This is a genomic window from Marinobacter sp. CH_CUG1437-1 (assembly GCF_037029655.1).
Lineage (GTDB): Bacteria > Pseudomonadota > Gammaproteobacteria > Pseudomonadales > Oleiphilaceae > Marinobacter > Marinobacter salsuginis.
In genome coordinates, this window is the sequence record NZ_JAYMEW010000007.1 from 142296 (window position 1) to 165974 (window position 23679).

The 23679-nt window shown below is 56.4% G+C and carries 36 protein-coding genes and 1 pseudogene; 1 reads left to right on the forward strand and 36 read right to left on the reverse strand.

The genetic code is table 11. The annotated features are described in order from the left end of the window. The 7 genes from mshL to WA411_RS16885 all read right to left on the reverse strand — a co-directional run bounded on the left by mshL (position 1) and on the right by WA411_RS16885 (position 6491). Positions 1 to 1713: a pilus (MSHA type) biogenesis protein MshL gene (mshL, locus tag WA411_RS16855; RefSeq protein ID WP_209398983.1), complete on the reverse strand. Its 1713-nt coding sequence runs from the start codon at positions 1711 to 1713 to the stop codon at positions 1 to 3. Between the two features lie 17 nt (positions 1714 to 1730). Further along, positions 1731 to 2036, reverse strand: a complete 306-nt coding sequence (locus tag WA411_RS16860) for a hypothetical protein (RefSeq protein ID WP_227514620.1) — start codon at positions 2034 to 2036, stop codon at positions 1731 to 1733. Positions 2037 to 2079: 43 nt separating this feature from the next. Continuing rightward, on the reverse strand, positions 2080 to 2769 hold the full coding sequence (gspM, locus tag WA411_RS16865; protein ID WP_291909244.1) for a type II secretion system protein GspM: 690 nt from the start codon (positions 2767 to 2769) through the stop codon (positions 2080 to 2082). Then, positions 2769 to 3374 carry a PilN domain-containing protein gene (locus WA411_RS16870; protein WP_291909241.1) on the reverse strand — a complete coding sequence of 202 codons (606 nt, stop codon included), beginning with the start codon at positions 3372 to 3374 and terminating at the stop codon, positions 2769 to 2771. Before WA411_RS16870 ends, gspM begins: the two co-directional genes overlap by 1 nt. After that, positions 3371 to 4303, reverse strand: a complete 933-nt coding sequence (locus tag WA411_RS16875) for a biogenesis protein MshI (RefSeq protein WP_291909238.1) — start codon at positions 4301 to 4303, stop codon at positions 3371 to 3373. Before WA411_RS16875 ends, WA411_RS16870 begins: the two co-directional genes overlap by 4 nt. Positions 4304 to 4538: 235 nt before the next feature. Beyond that, on the reverse strand, positions 4539 to 5063 hold the full coding sequence (ssb, locus tag WA411_RS16880) for a single-stranded DNA-binding protein (protein WP_069185089.1): 525 nt from the start codon (positions 5061 to 5063) through the stop codon (positions 4539 to 4541). Between the two features lie 57 nt (positions 5064 to 5120). Beyond that, positions 5121 to 6491 (reverse strand): MFS transporter, encoded by a 1371-nt coding sequence (locus WA411_RS16885; protein ID WP_291909236.1) that lies wholly within the window; start codon positions 6489 to 6491, stop codon positions 5121 to 5123. Positions 6492 to 6677: 186 nt separating this feature from the next. Between WA411_RS16885 and uvrA the strand changes: the two genes are divergently transcribed. Then, positions 6678 to 9500, forward strand: coding sequence for an excinuclease ABC subunit UvrA (gene uvrA, locus WA411_RS16890; protein ID WP_291909234.1), 2823 nt, complete (start codon positions 6678 to 6680; stop codon positions 9498 to 9500). 224 nt (positions 9501 to 9724) lie between these two features. Here the strand turns inward: uvrA and rplQ are convergent, their stop codons facing one another. From rplQ to tuf, 29 genes and pseudogenes are all read right to left on the reverse strand, one after another. Then, positions 9725 to 10123, reverse strand: coding sequence for a 50S ribosomal protein L17 (gene rplQ, locus WA411_RS16895; protein WP_064230334.1), 399 nt, complete (start codon positions 10121 to 10123; stop codon positions 9725 to 9727). 33 nt (positions 10124 to 10156) lie between these two features. After that, on the reverse strand, positions 10157 to 11161 hold the full coding sequence (locus tag WA411_RS16900) for a DNA-directed RNA polymerase subunit alpha (protein WP_291909230.1): 1005 nt from the start codon (positions 11159 to 11161) through the stop codon (positions 10157 to 10159). Between the two features lie 35 nt (positions 11162 to 11196). Next, positions 11197 to 11817 carry a 30S ribosomal protein S4 gene (gene rpsD, locus WA411_RS16905; protein WP_069185086.1) on the reverse strand — a complete coding sequence of 207 codons (621 nt, stop codon included), beginning with the start codon at positions 11815 to 11817 and terminating at the stop codon, positions 11197 to 11199. 18 nt (positions 11818 to 11835) lie between these two features. Next, entirely contained in the window at positions 11836 to 12225 is a 390-nt protein-coding gene (rpsK, locus tag WA411_RS16910; RefSeq protein ID WP_007153992.1) for a 30S ribosomal protein S11, read from the reverse strand. A gap of 13 nt (positions 12226 to 12238) precedes the next feature. Continuing rightward, the gene (rpsM, locus tag WA411_RS16915) at positions 12239 to 12595 is read right to left on the reverse strand and encodes a 30S ribosomal protein S13 (protein WP_014575963.1); all 357 of its coding nucleotides are present in this window, start codon (positions 12593 to 12595) and stop codon (positions 12239 to 12241) included. Positions 12596 to 12735: 140 nt separating this feature from the next. Beyond that, positions 12736 to 12849, reverse strand: a complete 114-nt coding sequence (gene rpmJ, locus WA411_RS16920; RefSeq protein WP_008174902.1) for a 50S ribosomal protein L36 — start codon at positions 12847 to 12849, stop codon at positions 12736 to 12738. 30 nt (positions 12850 to 12879) lie between these two features. Then, entirely contained in the window at positions 12880 to 14202 is a 1323-nt protein-coding gene (gene secY / locus WA411_RS16925) for a preprotein translocase subunit SecY (protein WP_064230335.1), read from the reverse strand. A 17-nt stretch (positions 14203 to 14219) separates the two neighbouring features. Next, positions 14220 to 14654, reverse strand: a complete 435-nt coding sequence (gene rplO / locus WA411_RS16930) for a 50S ribosomal protein L15 (RefSeq protein ID WP_069185085.1) — start codon at positions 14652 to 14654, stop codon at positions 14220 to 14222. A 1-nt stretch (position 14655) separates the two neighbouring features. Next, a complete protein-coding gene (rpmD, locus tag WA411_RS16935) occupies positions 14656 to 14844 on the reverse strand; it encodes a 50S ribosomal protein L30 (protein ID WP_012139786.1) in 189 nt (62 codons plus the stop codon). Positions 14845 to 14848: 4 nt separating this feature from the next. After that, positions 14849 to 15349 carry a 30S ribosomal protein S5 gene (gene rpsE, locus WA411_RS16940; protein WP_008174892.1) on the reverse strand — a complete coding sequence of 167 codons (501 nt, stop codon included), beginning with the start codon at positions 15347 to 15349 and terminating at the stop codon, positions 14849 to 14851. Between the two features lie 12 nt (positions 15350 to 15361). Continuing rightward, positions 15362 to 15709 (reverse strand): 50S ribosomal protein L18, encoded by a 348-nt coding sequence (gene rplR / locus WA411_RS16945; RefSeq protein ID WP_041341459.1) that lies wholly within the window; start codon positions 15707 to 15709, stop codon positions 15362 to 15364. Between the two features lie 9 nt (positions 15710 to 15718). Further along, positions 15719 to 16252, reverse strand: a complete 534-nt coding sequence (rplF, locus tag WA411_RS16950) for a 50S ribosomal protein L6 (RefSeq protein WP_008174888.1) — start codon at positions 16250 to 16252, stop codon at positions 15719 to 15721. Positions 16253 to 16261: 9 nt separating this feature from the next. Continuing rightward, positions 16262 to 16654 carry a 30S ribosomal protein S8 gene (rpsH, locus tag WA411_RS16955; RefSeq protein ID WP_069185084.1) on the reverse strand — a complete coding sequence of 131 codons (393 nt, stop codon included), beginning with the start codon at positions 16652 to 16654 and terminating at the stop codon, positions 16262 to 16264. Between the two features lie 88 nt (positions 16655 to 16742). Then, positions 16743 to 17048 (reverse strand): 30S ribosomal protein S14, encoded by a 306-nt coding sequence (gene rpsN, locus WA411_RS16960; protein ID WP_012139779.1) that lies wholly within the window; start codon positions 17046 to 17048, stop codon positions 16743 to 16745. A 12-nt stretch (positions 17049 to 17060) separates the two neighbouring features. Next, entirely contained in the window at positions 17061 to 17600 is a 540-nt protein-coding gene (gene rplE, locus WA411_RS16965) for a 50S ribosomal protein L5 (protein WP_008174883.1), read from the reverse strand. Positions 17601 to 17615: 15 nt separating this feature from the next. Continuing rightward, the gene (rplX, locus tag WA411_RS16970) at positions 17616 to 17936 is read right to left on the reverse strand and encodes a 50S ribosomal protein L24 (RefSeq protein ID WP_069185083.1); all 321 of its coding nucleotides are present in this window, start codon (positions 17934 to 17936) and stop codon (positions 17616 to 17618) included. 17 nt (positions 17937 to 17953) lie between these two features. Beyond that, positions 17954 to 18322: a 50S ribosomal protein L14 gene (rplN, locus tag WA411_RS16975; RefSeq protein WP_007154005.1), complete on the reverse strand. Its 369-nt coding sequence runs from the start codon at positions 18320 to 18322 to the stop codon at positions 17954 to 17956. A gap of 18 nt (positions 18323 to 18340) precedes the next feature. Next, positions 18341 to 18607, reverse strand: coding sequence for a 30S ribosomal protein S17 (gene rpsQ, locus WA411_RS16980; protein WP_008174879.1), 267 nt, complete (start codon positions 18605 to 18607; stop codon positions 18341 to 18343). A 1-nt stretch (position 18608) separates the two neighbouring features. After that, entirely contained in the window at positions 18609 to 18800 is a 192-nt protein-coding gene (rpmC, locus tag WA411_RS16985) for a 50S ribosomal protein L29 (protein WP_008174877.1), read from the reverse strand. Continuing rightward, entirely contained in the window at positions 18800 to 19213 is a 414-nt protein-coding gene (rplP, locus tag WA411_RS16990) for a 50S ribosomal protein L16 (RefSeq protein WP_069185082.1), read from the reverse strand. Before rplP ends, rpmC begins: the two co-directional genes overlap by 1 nt. A gap of 12 nt (positions 19214 to 19225) precedes the next feature. Continuing rightward, positions 19226 to 19909, reverse strand: a complete 684-nt coding sequence (gene rpsC, locus WA411_RS16995) for a 30S ribosomal protein S3 (protein WP_008174872.1) — start codon at positions 19907 to 19909, stop codon at positions 19226 to 19228. An 11-nt stretch (positions 19910 to 19920) separates the two neighbouring features. Further along, positions 19921 to 20253 (reverse strand): 50S ribosomal protein L22, encoded by a 333-nt coding sequence (gene rplV / locus WA411_RS17000; RefSeq protein ID WP_069185081.1) that lies wholly within the window; start codon positions 20251 to 20253, stop codon positions 19921 to 19923. Between the two features lie 16 nt (positions 20254 to 20269). Continuing rightward, positions 20270 to 20545, reverse strand: coding sequence for a 30S ribosomal protein S19 (gene rpsS, locus WA411_RS17005; RefSeq protein WP_007154011.1), 276 nt, complete (start codon positions 20543 to 20545; stop codon positions 20270 to 20272). Positions 20546 to 20568: 23 nt separating this feature from the next. Next, entirely contained in the window at positions 20569 to 21396 is an 828-nt protein-coding gene (rplB, locus tag WA411_RS17010) for a 50S ribosomal protein L2 (RefSeq protein ID WP_069185080.1), read from the reverse strand. Between the two features lie 17 nt (positions 21397 to 21413). Next, positions 21414 to 21707, reverse strand: a complete 294-nt coding sequence (gene rplW, locus WA411_RS17015; RefSeq protein ID WP_008174862.1) for a 50S ribosomal protein L23 — start codon at positions 21705 to 21707, stop codon at positions 21414 to 21416. Then, the gene (rplD, locus tag WA411_RS17020) at positions 21704 to 22309 is read right to left on the reverse strand and encodes a 50S ribosomal protein L4 (RefSeq protein ID WP_008174860.1); all 606 of its coding nucleotides are present in this window, start codon (positions 22307 to 22309) and stop codon (positions 21704 to 21706) included. Before rplD ends, rplW begins: the two co-directional genes overlap by 4 nt. Before the next feature lie 11 nt (positions 22310 to 22320). Next, positions 22321 to 22959: a 50S ribosomal protein L3 gene (gene rplC / locus WA411_RS17025; protein WP_008174858.1), complete on the reverse strand. Its 639-nt coding sequence runs from the start codon at positions 22957 to 22959 to the stop codon at positions 22321 to 22323. A gap of 76 nt (positions 22960 to 23035) precedes the next feature. After that, entirely contained in the window at positions 23036 to 23347 is a 312-nt protein-coding gene (gene rpsJ / locus WA411_RS17030; protein WP_004580743.1) for a 30S ribosomal protein S10, read from the reverse strand. A gap of 185 nt (positions 23348 to 23532) precedes the next feature. Beyond that, positions 23533 to 23679: pseudogene (gene tuf, locus WA411_RS17035) on the reverse strand (elongation factor Tu); the annotation flags it as partial.

Genomic DNA, 23679 nt, shown 5'->3' on the forward strand with positions numbered 1-23679 from the left:
CTATCGAACGGCTTTCTCCGGTTCCGGGGTGACGGATTCGGACGATTGCAGCAACTCACGCAGCACATTCATGCGTTCCCGGCTGGCAGAAACATCCGCGTTCATCTCCGGCATTCCGGCGACAACCGGGCGCAGGAGGATAACCAGCTCGCTCTTGCGGGACTGGAACCGCCGCTGCTTGAACAGTTCACCCACCAGCGGAATCTCGCTGAAGAAGGGAACCGCGGAATTGTTGTCTTCGCTGGAGTTCTGGATCAGACCACCGATAACCACGATCTGCCCGCTTTCGGCACGGATAACGCTGTCGGTTTCACGAACGGTGCTGCTGGCCAGAGGCAGCGTGACGTCACGCTCGCCAATGGTGATCACCTTCTCCTGATCGTTAACCTCACTGACCGACGGATGCACGTGCAGGGTGATGACGCCGTTTTCGGAAATTTGAGGCGTCACATCCAGTGAAATGCCAGAGAAAAACGGGGTCAGTTCCACGGAGGTAGAGGTTGAGTCCGTGGCCGTCACGGCCGAGTTGTTGTCGTCGAAATCAATGTCGGTCACAAAGAACTCATCGGTACCGACCTTGATCACGGCTTTCTGGTTATTCACGGTCGAAATACGTGGGCTGGAAAGAATCTGCACATTGCCCTGCTCCCCAAGCAGCTCAATCAGGCCGGTAAAGTCGCCGGCCCGCACGCTGGCGGAGAACAGGCCTCCGATATCGGAGGTCTGAATGGCCTGGCCGGCCAACGCCTGCGCGGTAAAATCTTCGGGCAGACCATCCGAGGCCGTAATGCTGGACGCACTCTGGATATCCGACCAGTTGATGCCCTGCTGGTAGCCCTCGTTGAGCGCGATCTCCAGGATCTTGGCTTCCAGAATGACCTGACGCTGCATGATCAGCTCGGTGCGGCGCAGATACTCCTCAACCATCCGCAAATCCTCGGAACCGGCACGGACCATTACCAGCCCTGCGCCCGGATTCACGATCACCTGCTGGCCATCACTGCCACCGACAATCATGCTCAGTGCGCTCTGGATGTCCTGCCAGAAATCCGAGGCTGTTTCTGTGGAAATGGTTGTTCCAACCAGGTTGCGGATTTCGCCGGAACCGGCACTGTCACCACTATTGTCAGCGCTGCCTGAGCCGCCACTGCGAGCACCGGTAACCTGACCGGAGCTCACCCTGGTCTCCGAGCCGCCCTTACGCTTGAAGTGCAAGTAATCAATCGGGAACAGCCGGGTCTGGATCTGGTCCGACTGAACGCGGAACAGTCGGCCACTGCGTCGAATATCCAGCCCGTACAGGTCGCCTGCGATATCCATCACTTCCGGTACAGTGACGTCCCCCAGCCGAAGGTCGATACTGGTATTTACATCAGGATGAACCACCACGTTATAGCGGGTTCCTTCCACCAGAGATTCGAAGAAGCTTGCTGCCGGCACGCCCCGGGCATTGACGTCAAAACGTTCGTCCAGATCCGCCTCGCTGGAGAGTGGCGGCAGCAGTGCTGCGCTCACGTCAGCCGGCAGAGTTGCAGCTGCCTGACTCGGGGTCGGCGCTGGAGGTTGTGCCTGCGAAGCCTCTTCAAGGCTTCGATCAATGGCATCGGCAGCATCGGTTGAGGTGGCGGTTGCCGAGCGCATCAACGGATTGTTGCTGCAGGCCGCCAGTACCAGGCTCAGAATCAGCGCACTGGTTGTTTTGATCGTTGTCATGAGTATCCGATTATCTGTCATTGAGTTCCCCGAACCTGCGGAAGTCTCTCCAGGTACAACACCCGTTCGCGGCCGTTATCCGTTACCAGAACCCGGTTGGCAAAAATCCGGATAACCCGCACGTTGTCAAAACCCTGGCCTTCCCTGAGGGCCTCACCTTCGATGACGGCGACACGCCTGTCCTTGCTGAAAAGTATGGAATCCAGAGCAAGAGCCCGCTCTGGGGCAGGCTTGGCCACAGTTGTCTGCGGGCCCGGTGGCCGGGTCGGGTCCTGCAGTGCATGGGTTTTTCCCACCACCAGCAACAGCGAACCGATAGCCACACAAAACCACCGGATTATTGAGGCACCCAAGTTCCTGCTCACTTCACACCCCCAGCCACGCCTGATCCAGGCTCAGTGTTTGCACCCTGATGGTCGCTTCACCGGAGGGCCAGTCGCCCGCACTGTACTCCAGCTTTATCCACCCGAGACGCTCATCCAGTGCCTCGAGCCGCTCGAGATAGTTCAGCACATCAAGATAGCTTCCCATGATGCGGAGCTCGACATCATGGGCATAAAGCAGTGGTTGCGCCGCCTCTGCCTGCTCCTGTGAGGATTGATCGGGGGCATCCGGAGCGAAAACCGGGGTCGGAGTCTGTAGCTCCAGAGCCTGCAGCTCCAGTGCATCCTGGGCGGCCAGAATATCCCGCAACAGCGCCACCATCGCCCTGGGCGCGATCAGTTGCCCGGTGGTCTCCGCGATCTGCTGATTGAGCTGCTCCAGTCTCTGCTGCCGGGCATTTAACTGATCCCGCATTTCCCTGGAGGGATCGGTGGCAAGTTGCTGATTGAGCGTCTGCTGCTGCGCCAGCAGGTCGTCCCGGCTAGCGGAAAGCGTCTGGATCCGATTCTCCAGACTCTGGTGTCGTTGCTGTAATGGCGTAACCCCAAGCTCCCAGACCAGCACCACAACCAGCACGAGTGCAGTCAGCAGAATCAGGGCCCGCTCACGAATCGGTCGCAGGTTATACCACTGCGCAGCCCGGGCAAGAGAGGTGTTGGGTGCGTCCGCCATCAGTTACCCTCCCCGTCACGCTCGCTTGAAACATGAAAGTCAATCCAGCGGCCTTCCTCCGGGCGTGACAATCGGAACACACCAAAGGTTCGTCCGGTAAACGCTGGTTCCTCGCCCAGGTTCTCAAGGTACAGAGGCACCAGAGCGCCTTCGCGGCTACGCCCTTCGATAGTGACTCTGCCCGGGCCTGACTCCAGGATAACGCCTGTCAGCCAGACATCTTCCGGGATCTGTCGGGCCAATGCTGCCAGCTGTGGCGAGAAATTGCGGTCCTCGGAAAGCACCAGGCTTTCCACCCGTTCCAGTAATCGCTGGCGGCGCGCGAGGGTCTGGGTGACGCGCTCCAGAGCCTCCTTCACTTCGGCATCCGGCTGACGGGCTTGAACCGCGGCAGAAAGCTGCGCCACAGCCTGTTCAAGCTGCTGGTTCTGCTGATCAAGGCGTGAGGCCTTGTTTGCCATCACCGAATTCTCGTAGGTCAGGAAACCGGCCACGAACGCAATCAGCACCACTCCGACAACCAGAATACCAACCGCCATTCCAGCCTGGAGTCTTTCCTTTCTCGGACGCAGCTCGTCAGTGTAGAGATTGACCTGCTGGATCATGGACGCCCGCCCTCCGGCAACGGCAAGCCCGCACTCCAGGCCGGCAGGCAACGACTGTCCAGATCGGACTCAAAGCCCAGGGCACGCCAATCGAGTGTTTCAAGGCCCGCGGCCACATAGGAAGAAAGCATCGAGGCAAGAGGAAGCACGCTGTCACGGGCAACGAGGTGGATCATTGCCGGCGGCACCTGGCCCAACTGGCTTTCGTAATAGTCCAGTGAACGCTGCATCTCCAGGGCCAGTGATTGCACCGCCGACTCCTGCCGGGCGGCATCTCGAAGATCGTCGGAAGTCACATCAAGCCGGCGGGACAAGTACAGCGTGTTGTCCTTGCAGATCACCATCTGGCCGTAGTTTTCTTTCAGGTGGACCAACGCGGCACCACGCCGGTTTTCATCCAGCCTGCATACCAGATTTCGCAACGCGAGCTCGGCGATATCAATGCGCTCCAGTTCCAGGCCGGCTTCCTGAACCAGCCGAACCAGTTCAGAGACCAGAACTTTTCTGGCGGCGACCACGTTGACCAGTTCGCCACGGCCCCGGGATGCGTCTTTCGGAAACGGGAAAACATCGGAGACCGCCTCAGACGGGCTGAAATCGAGAAAATCCTTGAGTTTCCACTTGAGGGCATCCCCCAGCTCCGATTCCTCGACGCCTTCCGGGCGATCCATCTGGAAAACCTGATACTGGTCCAGGGGCAGCACGAGCGTTGTCGCTGCACCCGACCAGCCGTGCTTGTCGACTAGTTCAACCAGTGCCGCCTGACGCCTCGCAGGGAGGCAATCAATGAACCCCCACCTACCGGCATCCGGCCGCCCCGATTCCGCCCAGGCAATACCGTCGGGACGAATTTCAAGACTTACCCGCAGGCGAGCCCCGGAACGTCCGAACAGACCGGTCAGTCTTTTGAAGATTGGTATCTTTGTCATGGAGTCCGTTAAAAAAGGATCCGAAGCCAACTCGCCAGCATCAAGCTATTATTATGCTGCCTAAGAAACAGGCGCTTTTTACATCAAATGACATGATAGATGAGAAAGCGAACGTAACTCCACGTTTTTTTGGCCAATTTCACACCGTTTTTGCAAACCAGTAACAAAAAGCCCCCGCGAGGCGGGGGCTTAAGTCACTTTGGATGCTCAGATTCCGTTTCTGTTCACGGGAAATTTAGAACGGAATGTCATCGTCAAAGTCGTCTACCGGCTCCGGCATGCTGCCCTGTGACGGCTGATTGCTGTACCCACCAGACTGCGGTGGCGGGTTGTTCTGTTGGCCCGCCGGGGCATTATAGCCGGACTGCTGAGGCCGCCCTGCCGGGGCGCCCTGGTTCATACCGCCTTCGCCGCCACGGCTGTCGAGCATCTGCATCTGGCCATTGATATCCACCACAACCTCGGTGGTGTAGACATCCTGACCTTCCTTGTTCTGCCATTTGCGCGTCTGCAGCTTGCCCTCAATGTAGACCTTCGAGCCCTTGCGCAGGTACTGGCCGGCCACTTCGGCGATCTTGCCGAACATGACAACCCGGTGCCATTCGGTTTTCGGCACCAATTGCCCGGTCTGACGATCCTTGTAGCTTTCGTCTGTTGCCAGATTCAGGTTCACAACGGCATTACCGTTAGGGGTGTAGCGGGTATCCGGGTCCTGTCCCAGGTTACCGATCAGAATTACTTTGTTTACGCCTCGTGCCATGCTCTGCTCCTGACTCTTTTTTCAGGGACGCCCGCGTTCCGTGCGGGCCTCCGGATTTCAAGAATGTTTAGCCTGCCGGACAAAGGAAAAGTCCGCAAGTAACGCCTCATCAAACTGCTGACGATCCACCTTAAGATAGGCGGTGGCAGCCTCTTCAACAATCACCACGTCCTGAACGCCGGGAAGGCGACGGAGATTGTCATCGATATCGTCGTACTGGTTATTCATTACCTGCTGCAACTGTACCACGAAACTGGTGGTGTGGCCGGGCGCTGGCATAGTAAGCGCTACCAGTAACCAGAGGCCAAGCACCACCACCATAAACCAGAGCACACCCTGGATTCCGCCACTCTCCAGCAGATAGCCGCCCAGGGCGCCGCCCAGAAACGCACCCATGAATTGGGACGTGGAATAGACCCCCATCGCTGTCCCTTTGCTTGCCGCCGGTGCCTCTTTGCTGATTAGTGATGGCAGGCTGGCTTCAAGCAGATTGAAGGCCATGAAGAAGAAAAACAGCACGGCCCAGGCTGCAACCAGGCTGCCGGACACACCAGTAAACCCGGCAGTAGCCAACGTCAGTAACGCAATCGCCCCGCACAGCACCGGCTTCATCCGACGCTTTTTCTCGCCGATGATGATGAACGGCACCATGGCAAAAAAAGACGTAATCATCACGCTCAGGTAGAACCACCAGTGTGACCTGCTGGCAAGACCAAACTGCTCCTGCAGCATGGAGGGAAAGACCAGGAACAGGGCGGTGAGCACCAGGTGCAGGGCAAAGATGCCGAAATCCAACCGGAGAAGACGACCGTCTGAAAGCACACGGCCCAGCATGTCCCTGGCAGGATGGGTATCGGGGCTCGTCTTGTGCTGATGCGGCGTCGGGACCAGGCGGTTGACGATCACCAGCGCCACTATTGCCAGCGCTGCGGTCGCGTAGAAGATTCCGGACAGCCCCCACCAGGCCCCAAGAAGGGGGCCGAGCACCAGGGAGACCGAGAACGACAGACCTATCGTGATTCCAACGGTCGCCATGGCCTTGGTCCGCTCCTCTTCACGGGTCAGATCACTGAGCAACGCCATCAGAACACTGGCGATAGCGCCGGCACCCTGAAGAATCCGACCGGCAATCACAACGTATATGGAGTCCGTGGCCCCGGCCAGCAAACTGCCCGCGGCAAACAGTACGAGCCCGATGTAGATCATGCGCTTACGACCGAGCCGATCAGACAGCATGCCAAAGGGAATCTGCAACAGGGCCTGGCTGAGGCCGTATGCCCCTATGGCAAAACCGAGCAGGGCCGGCGTCGCATCTTTGAGATCTTCACCAAGCAGCATGAACACCGGCAGCACCATGAACAGTCCGAGCATGCGCATGGCGTAGACGGACGCCAGTGCGAGTACGGAGCGTTTTTCCAGCGCGTTCATGGCAATTACGTACCTCAGCCGGGGTTGAAAGCGGTCAGATTAAGGGCAGATACCCTTCGCAGGCGGCGCATTGTAGCAGAAGGGGCGCTGACGGGGGACAGGTCGCGTGATGCTGATCCGGGGATCATTTTCGCCGCAGCCGACCCAACGCGGTATAATTTTCGTTTTTTATCCGAGCGAGGTGTTATGGACCATATCCAGATCAAAGGGGCACGGACCCACAACCTGAAAAACATCGACCTGGATATGCCACGGGACAAGCTGATCGTGATCACCGGCCTTTCCGGCTCCGGGAAATCGTCCCTTGCGTTCGATACGCTTTATGCGGAAGGACAGCGCCGCTATGTGGAATCGCTTTCCACCTATGCCCGCCAGTTTCTTTCGATGATGGAAAAGCCGGACGTAGACCACATCGAAGGTCTGTCGCCCGCTATCTCCATTGAGCAGAAATCCACCTCCCACAACCCGCGCTCGACCGTTGGCACCATCACCGAAATATACGATTACCTGCGCCTGCTCTTTGCCCGTGCCGGTGAGCCTCGATGCCCAGACCATGGCCAGCCCCTGGAAGCTCAGACCATCAGCCAGATGGTGGATCAGGTGGTGGCCATGCCGGAGGACAGCAAATTGATGATCCTCGCGCCGGTGATACGGGACAGGAAGGGCGAACACCTGCAGGTTATCGAAACCATGCGCAGCCAGGGCTTCATCCGCCTGAGGGTGGATGGCACGGTTTACGATATTGACGATGTGCCGGCCCTGGACAAGAAACGCAAGCACCAGATTGATGTGGTCGTTGATCGATTCAAGGTGAAGCCGGGCCTTGAACAGCGCCTGGCAGAAAGCTTTGAAACGGCGCTGCACCTCGCGGACGGGATTGCCCTGGTAGCGCCGATGACCGGTGAAGGCGAAGAACACACATTCTCCGCCCGTTACGCTTGCACCCAATGCGGCTACGCCCTGAGCGAACTCGAGCCAAAACTGTTTTCATTTAACAATCCCGCAGGCGCCTGCCCTACCTGCGACGGGCTTGGCGTCAAACAATTCTTCGATCCGGAGAAAATCGTCCAGCACCCAGAGGCCACTCTGGCATCGGGCGCCATCAAGGGCTGGGATCGCCGGGCGGTCTATTACTTCCAGATGCTGGGCAGCGTGGCAGATCACTACGGCATTGATCTGGAAACGGCCTGGGTGGACCTTCCCGAGGATTTCCGAAATGTACTGCTGTTCGGCTCGGGGAAAGAAGACATTCCTTTTCGCTACGTGAATTCCCGTGGCCACATCATGGAAAAGGCCCATCCGTTCGAAGGCATTCTCCCCAACCTCGAGCGACGCTACCGCGAAACGGACTCTCAAAGCATGCGAGAGGAACTGGCTCGCAACCTCAGCACACAGCCCTGCAAGGAGTGCGGGGGTTCCCGTCTGCGCCGTAGCGCCCGCCATGTGTTTATTGAAGAACACAATATTTCGGACGTTACCCATCTGCCGGTTGGCGAGGCCCATGATTACTTCGAAACCCTCGCCCTACCGGGCCGGAAGGGAGAAATTGCCGAGAAAATTCTGAAGGAAGTCCGTCAAAGGCTCCAGTTCCTGGTGAACGTGGGGTTGGAGTACCTGACCCTGGAGCGAAGCGCCGACACCCTCTCCGGGGGCGAGGCCCAGCGTATTCGCCTGGCGAGCCAGATCGGCGCCGGGCTGGTAGGCGTCATGTACATCCTCGACGAACCCTCCATCGGGCTCCACCAGCGGGACAATGACCGCCTGCTGGCCACCCTCACCCACCTGCGTGATCTGGGCAACACGGTAATTGTCGTCGAGCACGATGAAGACGCCATTCGAGCCGCCGACCATGTGATTGATATCGGCCCGGGCGCCGGCGTCCACGGCGGCCACATCATCGGCCAGGGCACGCCTCAACAGATTATCGACAACCCGGATTCTCTGACTGGCCAATACCTCAAAGGCAGCCGGGAGATAGCCGTACCCAGACAGCGGAACAAAGGCGGCGGAAAATCACTGACCCTTGCTGGCGCTACCGGTAACAACCTGAAAGATGTAACCCTGAACCTGCCCCTGGGCATCATGACCTGCATCACCGGCGTGTCCGGGTCCGGCAAGTCCACGCTGATCAACAGCACCCTGTATCCGGTCGCCGCGGCGAAACTCAACAAGGCCACCAGTCTGAACCACGCGCCCTACCAGTCACTCAAGGGGCTCGACCATCTGGACAAGGTCATCGATATCGACCAGAGCCCCATCGGCCGCACACCGCGTTCCAACCCCGCGACCTACACAGGACTGTTCACGCCGATCAGGGAACTGTTCGCCGGAACCCAGGAAGCCCGCTCACGGGGTTACAAGCCCGGCCGATTCTCCTTCAACGTCAAGGGCGGCCGCTGCGAGGCCTGCCAGGGCGACGGCGTGATCAAGGTAGAAATGCACTTCCTACCAGACGTCTACGTACCCTGCGACGTTTGCAAGGGCAAACGCTACAACCGCGAAACCCTGGAAGTCCGGTACAAGGGCAAGAACATCAACGAAGTGCTGGAAATGACCGTCGAGGAAGGCCGAGAGTTCTTCGACGCCGTTCCCTTCATCGCCCGCAAGCTTCAGACCCTGATCGACGTCGGCCTGTCCTACATCCGCCTCGGCCAGAGCGCCGTGACCCTCTCCGGCGGCGAAGCACAGCGGGTGAAACTGGCCAAAGAACTGTCCAAACGGGACACCGGCAAGACCCTCTACATTCTCGACGAACCCACCACCGGCCTGCACTTCTACGACATCCAGCAGCTTCTGAATGTCCTGGAGAGGCTCCGCGACCACGGCAACACCATCGTGGTGATCGAGCACAACCTGGACGTCATCAAGACCGCAGACTGGATCGTCGATCTAGGCCCCGAAGGTGGGTCTGGCGGCGGGCAGATCATTGCTGAGGGAACCCCGGAGGAGGTTGCCAAGAACCCTGCTTCCCACACAGGACGCTATCTCAAACCAATGCTGACCAAATAATTGGCGGGCAACTAAGAGCTTTGTCGGCGAGGGGGTGAGGGTGTATTTTCTGCCGGGAAAAGATGTCTGAGCGAAGCGAGTTGTTTTCCCAAAGAAAATACACCCTCACCCCCGCGCCAGCCACCCAAGCTCTCAGACTGCCAGTCACATATAAAACCCAGACACAAAAAAACCGGGAACCTCACGGAACCCGGTTTCTTCGTGGTTGGCCAAAGCCGAAGAAATTAATCCTCGTCTTCGTCCACCTCTTCCGCTTCGATATCCAGCGGGCGACCAACCAGCTCAACAAATGCCATCGGGGCATTGTCGCCGGCACGGAAGCCACACTTCAGGATACGAAGGTATCCACCCGGACGCTCGCTGTAACGGGGGCCAAGCTCATCAAACAGCTTGGCGACCGCTGCATCGTCACGCAGGCGTGAGAACGCCAGACGACGATTCGCGACCGAATCATTCTTGGAGAGCGTGATCAAAGGCTCAGCTACCCGACGAAGCTCTTTGGCTTTCGGCAGCGTTGTTTTGATCAGCTCGTGTTCAACCAGTGACGCAGTCATGTTACGGAACATGGCCTTGCGATGCGCACTGGTCCTGCTGAACTTACGACCACTCTTACGATGACGCATTGCTCTTATTCCTTACCTTAAACTAATCGGCGATTAACCGCCCAGAACCCGGTCGTCGCCACGAAGGCTAGCCGGCGGCCAGTTATCAAGACGCATACCCAGTGACAGACCACGGGACGCCAAAACGTCCTTGATCTCGGTCAGCGACTTTTTACCAAGGTTAGGCGTCTTCAACAGCTCAACTTCTGTGCGCTGGATAAGATCGCCGATGTAGTAAATGTTCTCAGCCTTCAAGCAGTTAGCTGAACGCACTGTCAATTCCAGATCATCAACCGGGCGCAGCAGGATAGGATCGATTTCTTCCTCTTCCTCAACGCGCTCAGGCTCTTTCTCATGATCGAAATCAACAAACACCGCCAGTTGCTGCTGGAGGATGGTGGCCGCCCGGCGAATCGCTTCTTCCGGGTCGATGGTGCCATTGGTCTCCAGGTCGATAACCAGCTTGTCCAGATCGGTCCGCTGCTCTACCCGTGCGCTTTCCACGGAGTAAGCCACGCGACGAACCGGGCTGAATGTTGCATCCAGCTGCAGGCGTCCGATGGCGCGAGTTTCGTCCTCGTCGAGACCACGCTGGTCTGCCGGCTCATAGCCGCGACCGCGAGCCACACGGAGACGCATGTTCACTTCACCATTCTCGCTAAGGTGACAGATCACGTGCTCCGGGTTGGCAATCTCGACGTCATGATCCAGCTTGATATCACCGGCTGTCACAACGCCCGGGCCTTTCTTGCTGAGCGTAAGCTCGGCATCGTCCCGACCGTTCATTTTTACGGCTACGCCTTTGAGATTCAGAAGAATCTCGATGACGTCTTCCTGGACACCCTCAATGGCGCTGTACTCGTGCAGGACACCGTCGATCTGCGCTTCAGTCACGGCGCAGCCCGGCATCGAAGACAAGAGAATCCGGCGCAGTGCACTGCCCAGGGTATGACCAAAGCCTCTTTCCAGAGGCTCAAGCGTAACCTTGGCACGCGTGGCACTTGATTCCTTCACGTCAATGGTACGAGGTGTCAATAACTCATGTACTGAACGCTGCATAGACGCCCCTATCTGCTATCGTTGCTAACTGGGCTTTACTTGGAGTAAAGCTCGACGATGAGGTTCTCGTTGATGTCGGCCGGCAGTTCAGTACGCTCAGGTACTGACTTGTAAACGCCGGACATCTTGTTGGCGTCGACCTCTACCCAGCTCACCGGTGCACGGCTTGCAGACAGATCCAGTGCGCCTTTAACACGCAGCTGGTTCTTCGCCTTCTCACGCACGCTCACAACATCACCCGGACGGACCTGGTAAGACGGGATGTTCACCGACTTGTCGTTAACCAGGATCGCCTTGTGAGAGACGAGCTGACGGGCTTCTGCACGGGTGGAACCAAAGCCCATGCGGTATACAACGTTATCAAGACGGCCTTCCAGAAGTTGCAGCAGGTTTTCACCGGTTGCACCCTTGCCTCGGGCGGCCTCCTTGTAATAGTTGCGGAACTGCTTCTCGAGAACGCCGTAGATACGACGAACTTTCTGTTTTTCACGAAGCTGTACGCCGTACTCGGACAGACGACCGCGACGCGCGCCGTGCATACCCGGCGGAGTCTCGATGTTGCACTTTGAATCGAGCGCGCGAACACCGCTCTTCAGAAAAAGATCTGTCCCTTCACGACGAGACAGCTTGCACTTCGGGCCTATATAACGAGCCATAATTCACTGTCTCCTGTGTTAGACGCGGCGCTTCTTGGGCGGACGACAGCCGTTGTGGGGAATCGGCGTCACATCTGTGATGTTGGTGATCTTGTAGCCACACGCGTTCAGCGCGCGAACTGCAGATTCACGTCCGGGCCCAGGACCCTTAACCTCTACGTCCAGGTTTTTAAGGCCGTATTCAGCAGCCGCATTACCGGCTCTTTCAGCTGCTACCTGCGCAGCAAAAGGTGTACTCTTGCGTGACCCACGGAAACCGGAACCACCGGAGGTGGCCCAGGACAGGACGTTGCCCTGACGGTCAGAAATGGTCACGATAGTGTTGTTGAAGGACGCGTGAATGTGCGCGACGCCATCAACAACCGTCTTTTTCACCTTTTTACGGGTACGTGTACCTGGCTTTGCCATGTTTGCCTACCTGTTACTTACGAATAGGTTTGCGTGGACCTTTACGGGTGCGTGCGTTGGTCTTGGTGCGCTGGCCACGGACCGGAAGGCCATGACGATGACGCAGACCACGGTGGCATCCGAGATCCTTCAAACGCTTGATGTTCATCTGTACTTCACGACGCAGATCGCCTTCGACAGACACCTTGCCCACTTCGGTACGAAGTGCTTCAAGCTGCTCATCGCTAAGGTCTTTGACCTTGACGTCCGGCTTGACGCCGGTTGCATCGCAAAGCTTCTGGGCTGTGGTCTTGCCAACACCAAAGATGTAGGTCAGCGAGACAACAGCATGTTTGTGATCGGGTATATTGACACCGGCTATACGTGCCATCCAAATTACTCCGCGTTCAAAGCTTTGCTGTGTGAATTTTCCGCCACAAAAAGGGCGCGAAATAATAGCGCCTGACCCCGCATGGAGTCAAGCGCCATCATTTCGAAACCCTACAATGTCAGGAAGGATTCCTTCAGGAATCAGCCCTGGCGTTGCTTGTGACGAGGCTCCGAGCAAATGACTCGTACCGAGCCATTGCGACGAATTACTTTGCAGTTACGGCAAATTTTCTTTACCGAAGCGCGTACTTTCATTGTCGACTCCAGTTTTCAAGGGGAACGGGGTTAACCGTTCCGACCATAGCCCTTGAGATTGGACTTCTTCATCAGTGATTCATACTGATGGGACATCAGGTGCGACTGAACCTGCGCCATGAAATCCATCACCACGACTACAACAATCAGCAGTGAGGTACCGCCCAGATAGAACGGAACATTCCCGGCCACCATCAGGAACTGAGGGAACAGGGAAACTGCTGCAATGTACATTGCACCGAACAGCGTCAGTCGGGTCAGAACACCATCGATATACTTGGCAGTCTGATCACCAGGACGAATGCCCGGAATAAACGCTCCAGAGCGCTTGAGGTTATCCGCAACTTCTTTCGGGTTGTACATCAACGCTGTGTAGAAGAAGCAGAAGAAAACCACTGCTGCCGCAAACAGGATAATGTACAACGGCTGGCTTGGCGCCAGGGCCTGGGAGATATCACTCAACCATTCCATACCTTCGCCCTGGCCGAACCACTGACCCAGGGATGCAGGGAACAGCAGAATGGATGAGGCGAAGATCGGCGGAATGACACCCGCCATGTTCACCTTCAAAGGCAAATGGCTGGACTGCTGGGCAAACACCCGGCGCCCCTGTTGCCGCTTGGCGTAGTTGATCGTCAACCGGCGCTGACCGCGCTCCATGAACACCACGAAGCCAATGACAGCAACCGCAAGAACGCCAATACCCAGGACGACCAGCAGGCTCATCTCACCATTACGGGCCTGCTCGAGCGTCTGACCGATAGCGCCGGGCAACCCGGCAACAATACCGGCGAAGATCAGGAGAGAAATGCCGTTACCGACACCCCGCTCGGTGATCTGCTCGCCAAGCCACATCATGAACACGGCACCACTTACGAACGACACAACTGCCACGAAGTGGAAGCTGAAGCTGTCATTGAAGGTGACACCCTGTGATGCCAGGCCGACAGAAATACCAAAACCCTGAACCAGGGCCAGGATAACCGTACCATACCGCGTGTACTGGCTGATCTTACGACGACCAGCTTCGCCTTCTTTTTTCAGCTGCTCAAGCTGCGGGCTGACCGCAGTCATGAGCTGCATGATTATAGAGGCCGAAATATACGGCATGATACCGAGAGCGAAGATACTCATGCGCTCAAGCGCACCACCGGAAAACATGTTGAACATGCTCAGGATTGTGCCCTGGTTCTGTTCAAACAGTGCCGCCAGACGGTCGGGGTTGATACCCGGCACAGGGATGTGGGCACCGATCCGGTACACCAGCAATGCCAGGAAGACAAACCAGAGCCGCGATCGCAGCTCTGCCAGTCCTTTACCCGCGCCCGCAGGCAATGATGCGTTCTTGGCCATTTAGTCCTCGACTCGCCTTAGTCTTCGACTTTACCACCCGCGGCAGAAATTGCCTCGCGCGCGCCTTTGGTTACCCGAAGTCCCTTCACGGTTACCGGCCGGCTCAATTCACCAGACAGGATAACCTTGGCTTCGCGAATTTCCCCGCGAATGATGTCCGCCTTTTTCAGGGCTTCCAGATCCACCACATCGCCTTCAACCTTCGCCAATTCGTTCAGGCGAATTTCTGCAACGTAACGCTGCTGACGGGAGGTGAAACCAAACTTCGGCAGACGACGGGCCAACGGCTGCTGACCACCCTCGAAACCGGGCGCTACGCTGCCGCCGGAACGGGATTTCAGACCTTTGTGACCACGACCGCCGGTTTTACCGAGACCGCTACCGATACCACGACCGACACGCTTGGGTGCCTGGCGTGAACCGGGTTCCGGACTAAGTTCGTTCAGACGCATCTTAGTTCTCCTCAACCCGAACCAGGTAATCAACCCGGTTGATCATGCCGCGGATAGACGGAGTATCTTCCACTTCCACGGTGTGACCGATTTTACGAAGACCCAGGCCCTTGACGCACAGCTTGTGCTTGGGCTGGCAGCCGATGGGGCTGCGGGTCAGAGTTACTTTGATCGTTTTTGCGTTCGCCATGACTTCAACCCAGAATCTCTTCCACGGTCTTACCGCGCTTGGCTGCAATATCTTCAGGCGCTTGAGTTGCCTGGAGACCCTTGATGGTGGAACGTACCACGTTCACCGGGTTGGTAGACCCGTAACACTTGGACAGTACGTTCTGAACACCCGCCACTTCCAGTACCGCACGCATCGCACCGCCGGCGATGATACCAGTACCTTCGGAAGCTGGCTGCATGTAGACCTTAGAGCCGCCATGCTGAGCCTTGACCGGGTATTGCAGGGTAGTGCCGTCAAGCGGAACTTCTACCATGTTCTTGCGTGCAGCTTCCATGGCCTTCTGGATGGCGACCGGCACTTCACGCGCCTTGCCACGACCAAAACCAACGCGACCTTTACCATCACCCACTACTGTCAGTGCGGTGAAGGCGAAAATACGGCCACCTTTAACAACTTTGGCGACACGATTGACCTGGACCAGCTTCTCCTGGAGCTCAGGCGCCTTCTGTTCGTTAACGCTCATCTTCTCCACCTCTTAGAATTGCAAGCCAGCTTCACGGGCTGCGTCGGCCAGAGCCTGAATACGGCCGTGATAACGGTAACCGGAGCGGTCAAAAGCAACCTGCTCAACACCTGCTGCCTTGGCACGCTCAGCAATCAGCTGACCAACCTTCTTGGCAGCGTCCACGTTACCGGTTGCACCCTGGCGCAGTTCCTTATCCAACGTGGAGGCAGAAGCCAGCACTTTGCTGCCGTCTGCAGTCGTGACCTGGGCGTACATGTGACGCGGTGTGCGGTGAACGCACAGACGATTGGTACCCAGTTCACGGATCTTCATGCGCACTTTGCGTGCGCGACGCAATCTTTCGTTATTCGCGCTCATAGTCCCGCCTTATTTCTTCTTGGCTTCTTTGCGTCTGACCTGCTCATCCGCATAACGAACACCCTTACCCTTATAAGGCTCGGGCGGACGGAACGCGCGGACTTCCGCAGCGACCTGGCCAACCTGTTGCTTGTCGATACCGCGAATTACAACTTCCGTATTGGACGGAGTTTCTGCGGTAATCCCCTCGGGCAGCTCGTACTCCACCGGGTGAGAAAAACCCAGTGTCAGATTGAGCTTCTTACCTTGCGCCTGGGCACGGTAACCTACGCCCGTCAGCTGGAGTTTACGTTCCCAGCCTGTGGAAACACCGGTCACCATGTTGTTGACCAGTGCACGAGTAGTACCAGCAAGAGCGCGGGACTTTGTAGCACCATCGCGGGCCGCAAAGCGCAGAACATTTTCTTCCTGCTTTACTTCAACCGCCTGGTGAATGGTGATTTGAAGCGCTCCCTTGGAACCCTTCACACTAATTTCCTGTCCGTTCAGCTTAACCTCAACACCGGAAGGCAGCACGACAGGATTATTGGCAACCCTGGACATGTGTATCTCCTAGAATACGGTGCAGATGACTTCGCCACCCACGCCAGCAGCTCGTGCGGCGCGGTCTGTCATAACGCCCTTGGACGTTGAGACAATCGCGACTCCCAGACCACCGGATACTTTCGGCAGTTCCCCAGCGCCTTTGTACTGGCGCAGACTCGGACGGCTGACCCGCTTGATCTCTTCAATAACCGGCTTGCCGCCGAAGTATTTCAGAGTAATCGTCAGCTCGGGCTTCGCGTCGGCTGAAACGGAGAAATCGTCAACATAACCTTCGTCCTTCAGGACTTGGGCTACGGAGATCTTCATCTTTGAAGACGGCATCGTAACGTCTGCTTTTGATGCCATCTGTGCATTACGGATACGGGTAAACATATCCGCAAGCGTGTCTTGCATACTCATTGGTATGAGGCTCCTGATCTTTTTAGTTGTGCAGCGGCTTGCCGCACCGCTTACCAACAGGCACCTGACCGAAGTCAGGATGCCTATCTTACCAGCTTGCCTTGGTCAGGCCCGGAACGTCACCGCGCATGCCGTATTCACGGAGCTTGATCCGTGACAGCTCGAACTTGCGCAGAACGCCGTGGGGACGACCAGTCACCTGGCAACGATTACGAAGACGTGAGGGAGAAGCATCGCGAGGAAGCTGCTGAAGCTTCATCTGTGCATCCCACCGCTCTTCATCGCTGGTATTCGGGTTCTTGATAATCGCCTTGAGCTCGGCACGCTTCGCTGCAAACTTTGCAACGGTCTTTTCGCGCTTGAGCTCACGGTTTTTCATGGAAACCTTAGCCATTACACTCGTTCCTTATTTCTTGAACGGAAAGCCAAAGGCTTTCAACAGTTCGCGACCTTCATCGTCGGTACCGGCAGTGGTGGTAATGGTGATGTCCAGACCACGGATCTTGTCGACTTTGTCGTACTCGATCTCTGGGAAAATGATCTGCTCACGCACACCCATGCTGTAGTTACCACGACCGTCGAACGACTTGGGATTCAGACCCCGGAAGTCACGAATGCGGGGAACCGCAATGTGAACCAGGCGATCAAAGAAGTCCCACATACGCTCGCCGCGCAGGGTAACCTTACAGCCGATAGGCCAACCTTCACGGATCTTGAAACCCGCAACGGATTTACGTGCCTTGGTAACAACGGCTTTCTGACCTGCCAGGCGCTCAAGATCCGCCACGGCATTTTCAATCAGCTTCTTGTCACCAACCGCTTCGCCGACACCCATGTTAAGGGTGATCTTTTCGATACGCGGCACCTGCATGATGTTCTTGTAGCTGAACTCTTTCTGCAGGGCGGGTACCACTTCCTTACTGTACTGCTCTTTCATGTTAAGCATCGTAACCACCACCGCTTACTGGTTATCGACAGCTTCATTCGTGGACTTGAAGATCCGCACTTTCGCGCCGTCTTCCTTGATCTGGAAGCCTACGCGATCGGCTTTGCCGGTCTGCGGATTAAAAATAGCCACGTTGGAAGCCTGGATAGGTGCTTCTTTTTCGACGATGCCACCTGGGGTGCCCAGCATCGGGTTCGGCTTGGTGTGCTTCTTGATCATATTGATCCCTGAAACAACCATGCGGCCATCGTCCTGAACCTTCAGGACTTTACCACGTTTGCCTTTGTCTTTCCCCGTGGTGACGATTACTTCGTCATCTCGTTTGATCTTTTTCATAACCGGCCTCTGGTCCTTTAAAGTACTTCGGGTGCCAGTGAGATAATTTTCATGAACTTCTCATTACGCAGTTCACGGGTAACCGGTCCGAAGATACGGGTACCGATAGGAGCGTCCTGATTGTTCAGAAGTACTGCCGCGTTTCCGTCGAAACGGATCAGCGAACCGTCGGGACGGCGAACACCCTTACGAGTGCGCACCACGACAGCTTTCAGGACCTGGCCTTTCTTCACCTTACCGCGGGGAATGGCTTCCTTGACGGTCACCTTGATGATATCCCCAACGCTGGCATAACGCCGGTGTGAACCGCCCAGGACCTTGATGCACATCACCTGACGCGCACCGCTGTTATCCGCGACTTCAAGCATTGTTTGAGTCTGAATCATGGTTGTTCTCCGGGCGAATTACACCTTGGATGCACGTTCAGTGACTTCCACCAGGGCCCAGCTCTTGGTCTTGGAGACCGGACGGGTTTCCTGAATGGTCACAGTGTCACCGATGTTGCACTGATTGCTCTCATCGTGAGCGTGGATCTTGGTTGAACGCTTCATGTACTTACCGTACAGCGGGTGTTTCACCTGACGCTCGACCAGCACCACGATGGATTTCTCCATCTTGTTGCTCACGACCTTGCCGCTCAGAGTTCTGGCAGTTTGGGTAGCTTCGGTCATGTCACTGTCCTGCCTTTTCGTTCAATACTGTTTTCACGCGAGCGATGTCGCGCTTCACCTTGCCGAGAAGGTGAGACTGATTCAGCTGACCTGTCGCCTTACGCATGCGCAGGTTGAACTGCTCCTTCAGGAGGTCGATCAGCTCTTTGTTCAGCTCCTCGACTGACTTTTCACGCAGCTCTGTTGCTTTCATCACATCACCGTCCTCGTTACAAAGGTGGTCTGTACCGGCAGTTTGGCCGCGGCGAGAGTGAACGCATCGCGTGCTACGTCTTCAGCAACGCCTTCCATCTCGTAGAGCATGCGGCCTGGCTGGATTTCAGCCACCCAATACTCGACAGAACCTTTACCTTTACCCATTCGAACTTCAAGCGGCTTGCTGGAGATCGGCTTGTCCGGGAAAATCCGGATCCAGATCTTTCCGCCCCGCTTGATGCGGCGAGTCATGGTACGACGTGCCGCCTCAATCTGGCGCGCAGTTATACGCCCACGACTGGTCGCCTTCAATCCGTATTCACCGAAGCTCACCTTGTTGGCGCGGTGAGCAAGACCGGTGTTACGGCCTTTCATTACCTTGCGGAATTTGGTGCGTTTTGGTTGCAGCATAAGAGTGCCCCTTTACTTAGAACCTTTCTTCCCAGAGGCTTTCTTGTCAGCACGGACCTGCTCCATACCACCAAGAATCTCACCTTTGAAGATCCATACCTTGACGCCGATTACGCCGTAAGTGGTATGCGCTTCGTAGGTTGCGTAATCAATATCTGCACGCAGAGTGTGCAGAGGAACACGACCTTCGCGATACCACTCGGAACGCGCGATTTCAGCACCCCCGAGACGACCGCCTACCTGGATCTTGATACCCTTGGCACCCTGGCGCATGGCGTTCTGTACCGCACGCTTCATAGCGCGACGGAACATCACACGACGCTCCAGCTGGCCGGCAACGTTTTGCGCTACCAGGCGGGCATCGAGGTCCGGCTTGCGGACTTCTTCGATGTTGATGTGCACAGGCACACCCATCATGTCGCTGACTTCGCGACGCAGACGATCAACATCTTCACCCTTCTTACCGATAACAATACCGGGACGGGCAGTATGGATCGTGATACGGGCGTTCTGAGCAGGGCGCTCGATCACAATCTTGCTGACAGACGCCTTAACCAGACGCTTGTCGAGGAACTCACGAACCTGAATGTCATTCAGCAGGTTCTTGGAGTATTCCTTTTTGTCGGCATACCAGACTGAGTTGTGCTCTTTGATCACACCCAGGCGAATGCCGGTTGGATTTACTTTATGACCCATCTGAGCATCTCCTACTTGTCGGCGACCTTGACGGTGATATGGCAGGTGCGCTTGAAAATACGGTCAGCGCGCCCCTTGGCTCGAGCTTTGATTCGCTTGAGCGTCGGACCCTCATCCACCATGACGGTGGAAACCCGCAGTTCGTCAACGTCCAGACCTTCGTTGTGCTCAGCGTTGGCGATGGCGGACTCAAGAGCTTTCTTGATCACGACCGCCGCCTTCTTCGGGCTGAAAGTCAGAATGTTCAGGGCGTCCTCAACAGCCTTGCCGCGTACTTGGTCAGCGACAAGACGTGCTTTCTGAGCTGAGAGGCGAGCGCCCTTGTACTTGGCTGCTACTTCCATTTCGATTACCTCAGAATCAGCGTTTAGCTTTCTTGTCGGCCGCATGACCACGATAAGTACGCGTTGCCGCGAACTCACCCAGCTTATGTCCAACCATATCTTCGGTGACATAAACCGGCACGTGCTGCTTGCCGTTGTGGACTGCAATGGTCAGGCCTACCATCTCTGGAAAGACTGTTGACCGGCGGGACCAGGTTTTGATCGGCCGCTTGTCGTTAGCTTCCAGAGCTGCCTCGACCTTCTTCAACAGATGCAGGTCTATAAAAGGACCTTTCTTCAAAGAACGTGGCACAGCAATTACCTCTATGTAGTCGTTTACTTGGCCGAACGACGACGTACTATCATCTTGTCAGTACGCTTGTTCTTACGAGTCTTATGCCCTTTGGTCGGAACACCCCACGGAGTAACCGGGTGACGCCCGCCAGAGGTACGCCCTTCACCACCACCATGCGGGTGGTCAACTGGGTTCATAGCAACACCACGTACTGTTGGCCGTTTGCCGCGCCAACGTGATGCACCCGCTTTACCAAGCTGCTTGAGGCTGTGCTCGCTGTTGGATACTTCACCCAGCGTTGCACGGCAATCTACAAGCACCTTACGCATTTCACCTGAGCGCAGGCGGATGGTGGCATATGCACCTTCCCGGGCAACCAGCTGTACGGATGCGCCCGCAGAGCGAGCCAGCTGTGCACCTTTGCCAGGCTTGAGTTCGACGCAGTGGATCACAGAACCGACCGGAATGTTCCGGAGCGGCAGAGTGCTACCCACCTTGATTGGCGCGTCGATACCAGAGCGCACAGGATCACCGATCTGCATACCCTTGGGAGCGATAATGTAGCGACGCTCGCCATCGGCATACTTCAGCAGTGCAATGTGCGCAGAGCGGTTCGGATCGTATTCCAGGCGCTCAATGACCGCCGGGATACCATCTTTGGTCCGCTTGAAATCGATGACACGGTAGTGCTTCTTGTGGCCACCACCCGTGTGACGGGTTGTGATGCGGCCTACATTGTTACGACCACCCGTCTTGTTCTTTCTTTCTACCAACGGCTCGTAGGGGCGCCCAGTATGGAGATCCGGGTTGTAAAGCTTTACAACGTGACGGCGTCCGGCAGATGTTGGTTTGGTTTTGACGATCGGCATATTACGACCCCTTTACCTTATTCCACATCCAGAAAATCGATGTCCTGACCTTCTGCCAGCTTGACGTAAGCCTTACGAATGTCATTACGCTTGCCGAACCCGCGGATAGTGCGCTTGAGCTTACCCTTACGGTTCAGAACCTGAACACCTTCTACGGTGACGTTGAACAGCTGCTCAACGGCTTTCTTGATCTCGGGCTTGGTGGCATCGGGTGCTACACGAAACACAACCTGACCACGCTCTGCTGCCAGAGACGCTTTTTCCGATACGTGCGGTCCAAGCAGGACCTTGTAAATACGTTCCTGATTCATCCCAGCATCTCCTCGATCTTCTTCAGAGCGGGAACGGTCACAACGACCTTCTCGAAGGCAACCAGGCTAACCGGATCGAGGCCAGCAATATCACGCACATCAACGTGCGGGATGTTGCGTGAGGCCAGGTGCAGGTTCTGCTCGACGTTGTCGGACAGAATCAGCGCATTGGTCACACCGATGTCCTTCAGCTTGGCGTTGAATGCCTTGGTCTTCGGGCTGTCAACGTTCATGTCGTCAACAACAACCAGACGCTCCTGGCGAACCAGCTCGGAAAAAATGGAGCGCATCGCTGCGCGGTACATTTTGCGGTTAACCTTCTGCTCGAAGCCACGGGGCTTGGCAGCAAAGGTAACGCCACCGGAGCGCCAGATCGGGCTGCGGATGGTACCAGCTCGGGCACGACCGGTACCCTTCTGACGCCATGGCTTCTTACCGCCACCGCTTACTTCGGAACGCGTCTTCTGAGCCTTGGTACCCTGGCGGGCGCCTGCCATGTAGGCAGTCACAACCTGGTGAACCAGCGACTCGTTAAAATCTTTGGCGAATGCGGCGTCGGAAACAGAAATTCCTTTGCCGCTACCTGTAATAGTCAATTCCATCGCACCGCTCCTCAGGCTTTAACTGCAGGCTTGATGACAACATCGCCGCCAGTTGCGCCGGGAACGGCACCACTTACCAGCAGCAGGTTGCGCTCGGCGTCGACACGGACGATCTTCAGGTTCTGCACAGTTACCTGAGCGTTACCCATCTGGCCCGCCATCTTTTTGCCCTTGAATACCTTGCCCGGAGTCTGGTTCTGACCAATGGAACCCGGAGCACGGTGAGACAGAGAGTTACCGTGAGTGGCGTCCTGCATTGAGAAGTTCCAGCGCTTTACGCCGCCCTGGAAGCCTTTACCCTTGGACTGACCGATGGCATCAACCACCTGACCGTCCTCAAATACAGAAGCTGTAATTTCGCCACCGGCGGCCAGGTCTTCACCTTCGCCATCAGCAAGACGGAATTCCCACATACCACGACCGGCTTCAACGCCAGCCTTGGCAAAATGGCCCGCTTCGCTCTTGGTAACACGAGAGGAACGACGAGTACCGACTGTCACCTGTACGGCGCGGTAGCCATCGCTTTCAAGAGTTTTCAGTTGGGTAATGCGGTTGGGCTCAACCTCGATTACCGTTACGGGCAGCGCCTGCCCATCTTCCGTAAAAATACGGGTCATACCGGCCTTACGACCGACAACACCAATTGCCATGTTTCACCTCTTAAGTGTACGGGGCTCTCACCCTCTATGGCCTTATGACAGTTACACAGACTAATACCGGGCGGTATTAGCCGAGGCTGATCTGAACGTCTACACCTGCTGCCAGGTCCAGTTTCATCAGAGCATCTACTGTCTTTTCCGTCGGCTCAACGATGTCGAGCAAACGCTTATGCGTACGAATTTCATACTGATCGCGCGCGTCCTTGTTGACGTGCGGAGAGATCAATACGGTGTACTTTTCCTTCCGCGTCGGCAGAGGGATAGGGCCACGCACCTGAGCGCCGGTCCGCTTGGCGGTATCGACGATCTCCTGCGTGGACTGGTCGATCAGGCGATAATCAAACGCCTTCAACCGGATTCGAATTTTTTGGCTTTGCATGATGCACCAAACTCCACTCGTAGCAGCTACTTGTTAGCCGACCTTCAAAAAAAGGAGCCGCATTGTATGCATAATACCCAACCCTGTCAACAACAATGCTGGTTGACCAGGTCAGGCAGGCTTTGCGACTGAAACAGAAAAAGGGGCTGAAGAATCAGCCCCTTTTTCCTGATCAAACGAGGAGATTACTCGATGATCTTGGAGACTACGCCGGCACCAACGGTACGGCCGCCTTCGCGAATCGCGAAGCGCAGGCCATCTTCCATGGCGATCGGAGCAATCAGGGTAACACTCATCTTGACGTTGTCACCCGGCATAACCATTTCCACACC

Bases quoted from the DNA above. Each gene is read 5' to 3' on its own strand.
- mshL (WP_209398983.1), bottom strand. From the start codon at position 1,713: ATGACAACGATCAAAACAACCAGTGCGCTGATTCTGAGCCTGGTACTG.
- gspM (WP_291909244.1), bottom strand. From the start codon at position 2,769: ATGGCGGACGCACCCAACACCTCTCTTGCCCGGGCTGCGCAGTGGTAT.
- WA411_RS16870 (WP_291909241.1), bottom strand. From the start codon at position 3,374: ATGATCCAGCAGGTCAATCTCTACACTGACGAGCTGCGTCCGAGAAAG.
- WA411_RS16875 (WP_291909238.1), bottom strand. From the start codon at position 4,303: ATGACAAAGATACCAATCTTCAAAAGACTGACCGGTCTGTTCGGACGT.
- ssb (WP_069185089.1), bottom strand. From the start codon at position 5,063: ATGGCACGAGGCGTAAACAAAGTAATTCTGATCGGTAACCTGGGACAG.
- WA411_RS16885 (WP_291909236.1), bottom strand. From the start codon at position 6,491: ATGAACGCGCTGGAAAAACGCTCCGTACTCGCACTGGCGTCCGTCTAC.
- uvrA (WP_291909234.1), top strand. From the start codon at position 6,678: ATGGACCATATCCAGATCAAAGGGGCACGGACCCACAACCTGAAAAAC.
- rplQ (WP_064230334.1), bottom strand. From the start codon at position 10,123: ATGCGTCATCGTAAGAGTGGTCGTAAGTTCAGCAGGACCAGTGCGCAT.
- WA411_RS16900 (WP_291909230.1), bottom strand. From the start codon at position 11,161: ATGCAGCGTTCAGTACATGAGTTATTGACACCTCGTACCATTGACGTG.
- rpsD (WP_069185086.1), bottom strand. From the start codon at position 11,817: ATGGCTCGTTATATAGGCCCGAAGTGCAAGCTGTCTCGTCGTGAAGGG.
- rpsK (WP_007153992.1), bottom strand. From the start codon at position 12,225: ATGGCAAAGCCAGGTACACGTACCCGTAAAAAGGTGAAAAAGACGGTT.
- rpsM (WP_014575963.1), bottom strand. From the start codon at position 12,595: ATGGCACGTATAGCCGGTGTCAATATACCCGATCACAAACATGCTGTT.
- rpmJ (WP_008174902.1), bottom strand. From the start codon at position 12,849: ATGAAAGTACGCGCTTCGGTAAAGAAAATTTGCCGTAACTGCAAAGTA.
- secY (WP_064230335.1), bottom strand. From the start codon at position 14,202: ATGGCCAAGAACGCATCATTGCCTGCGGGCGCGGGTAAAGGACTGGCA.
- rplO (WP_069185085.1), bottom strand. From the start codon at position 14,654: ATGCGTCTGAACGAACTTAGTCCGGAACCCGGTTCACGCCAGGCACCC.
- rpmD (WP_012139786.1), bottom strand. From the start codon at position 14,844: ATGGCGAACGCAAAAACGATCAAAGTAACTCTGACCCGCAGCCCCATC.
- rpsE (WP_008174892.1), bottom strand. From the start codon at position 15,349: ATGAGCGTTAACGAACAGAAGGCGCCTGAGCTCCAGGAGAAGCTGGTC.
- rplR (WP_041341459.1), bottom strand. From the start codon at position 15,709: ATGAGCGCGAATAACGAAAGATTGCGTCGCGCACGCAAAGTGCGCATG.
- rplF (WP_008174888.1), bottom strand. From the start codon at position 16,252: ATGTCCAGGGTTGCCAATAATCCTGTCGTGCTGCCTTCCGGTGTTGAG.
- rpsH (WP_069185084.1), bottom strand. From the start codon at position 16,654: ATGAGTATGCAAGACACGCTTGCGGATATGTTTACCCGTATCCGTAAT.
- rpsN (WP_012139779.1), bottom strand. From the start codon at position 17,048: ATGGCTAAGGTTTCCATGAAAAACCGTGAGCTCAAGCGCGAAAAGACC.
- rplE (WP_008174883.1), bottom strand. From the start codon at position 17,600: ATGCTTAACATGAAAGAGCAGTACAGTAAGGAAGTGGTACCCGCCCTG.
- rplX (WP_069185083.1), bottom strand. From the start codon at position 17,936: ATGAAAAAGATCAAACGAGATGACGAAGTAATCGTCACCACGGGGAAA.
- rplN (WP_007154005.1), bottom strand. From the start codon at position 18,322: ATGATTCAGACTCAAACAATGCTTGAAGTCGCGGATAACAGCGGTGCG.
- rpsQ (WP_008174879.1), bottom strand. From the start codon at position 18,607: ATGACCGAAGCTACCCAAACTGCCAGAACTCTGAGCGGCAAGGTCGTG.
- rpmC (WP_008174877.1), bottom strand. From the start codon at position 18,800: ATGAAAGCAACAGAGCTGCGTGAAAAGTCAGTCGAGGAGCTGAACAAA.
- rplP (WP_069185082.1), bottom strand. From the start codon at position 19,213: ATGCTGCAACCAAAACGCACCAAATTCCGCAAGGTAATGAAAGGCCGT.
- rpsC (WP_008174872.1), bottom strand. From the start codon at position 19,909: ATGGGTCATAAAGTAAATCCAACCGGCATTCGCCTGGGTGTGATCAAA.
- rplV (WP_069185081.1), bottom strand. From the start codon at position 20,253: ATGGAAGTAGCAGCCAAGTACAAGGGCGCTCGCCTCTCAGCTCAGAAA.
- rplB (WP_069185080.1), bottom strand. From the start codon at position 21,396: ATGCCGATCGTCAAAACCAAACCAACATCTGCCGGACGCCGTCACGTT.
- rplW (WP_008174862.1), bottom strand. From the start codon at position 21,707: ATGAATCAGGAACGTATTTACAAGGTCCTGCTTGGACCGCACGTATCG.
- rplD (WP_008174860.1), bottom strand. From the start codon at position 22,309: ATGGAATTGACTATTACAGGTAGCGGCAAAGGAATTTCTGTTTCCGAC.
- rplC (WP_008174858.1), bottom strand. From the start codon at position 22,959: ATGGCAATTGGTGTTGTCGGTCGTAAGGCCGGTATGACCCGTATTTTT.
- rpsJ (WP_004580743.1), bottom strand. From the start codon at position 23,347: ATGCAAAGCCAAAAAATTCGAATCCGGTTGAAGGCGTTTGATTATCGC.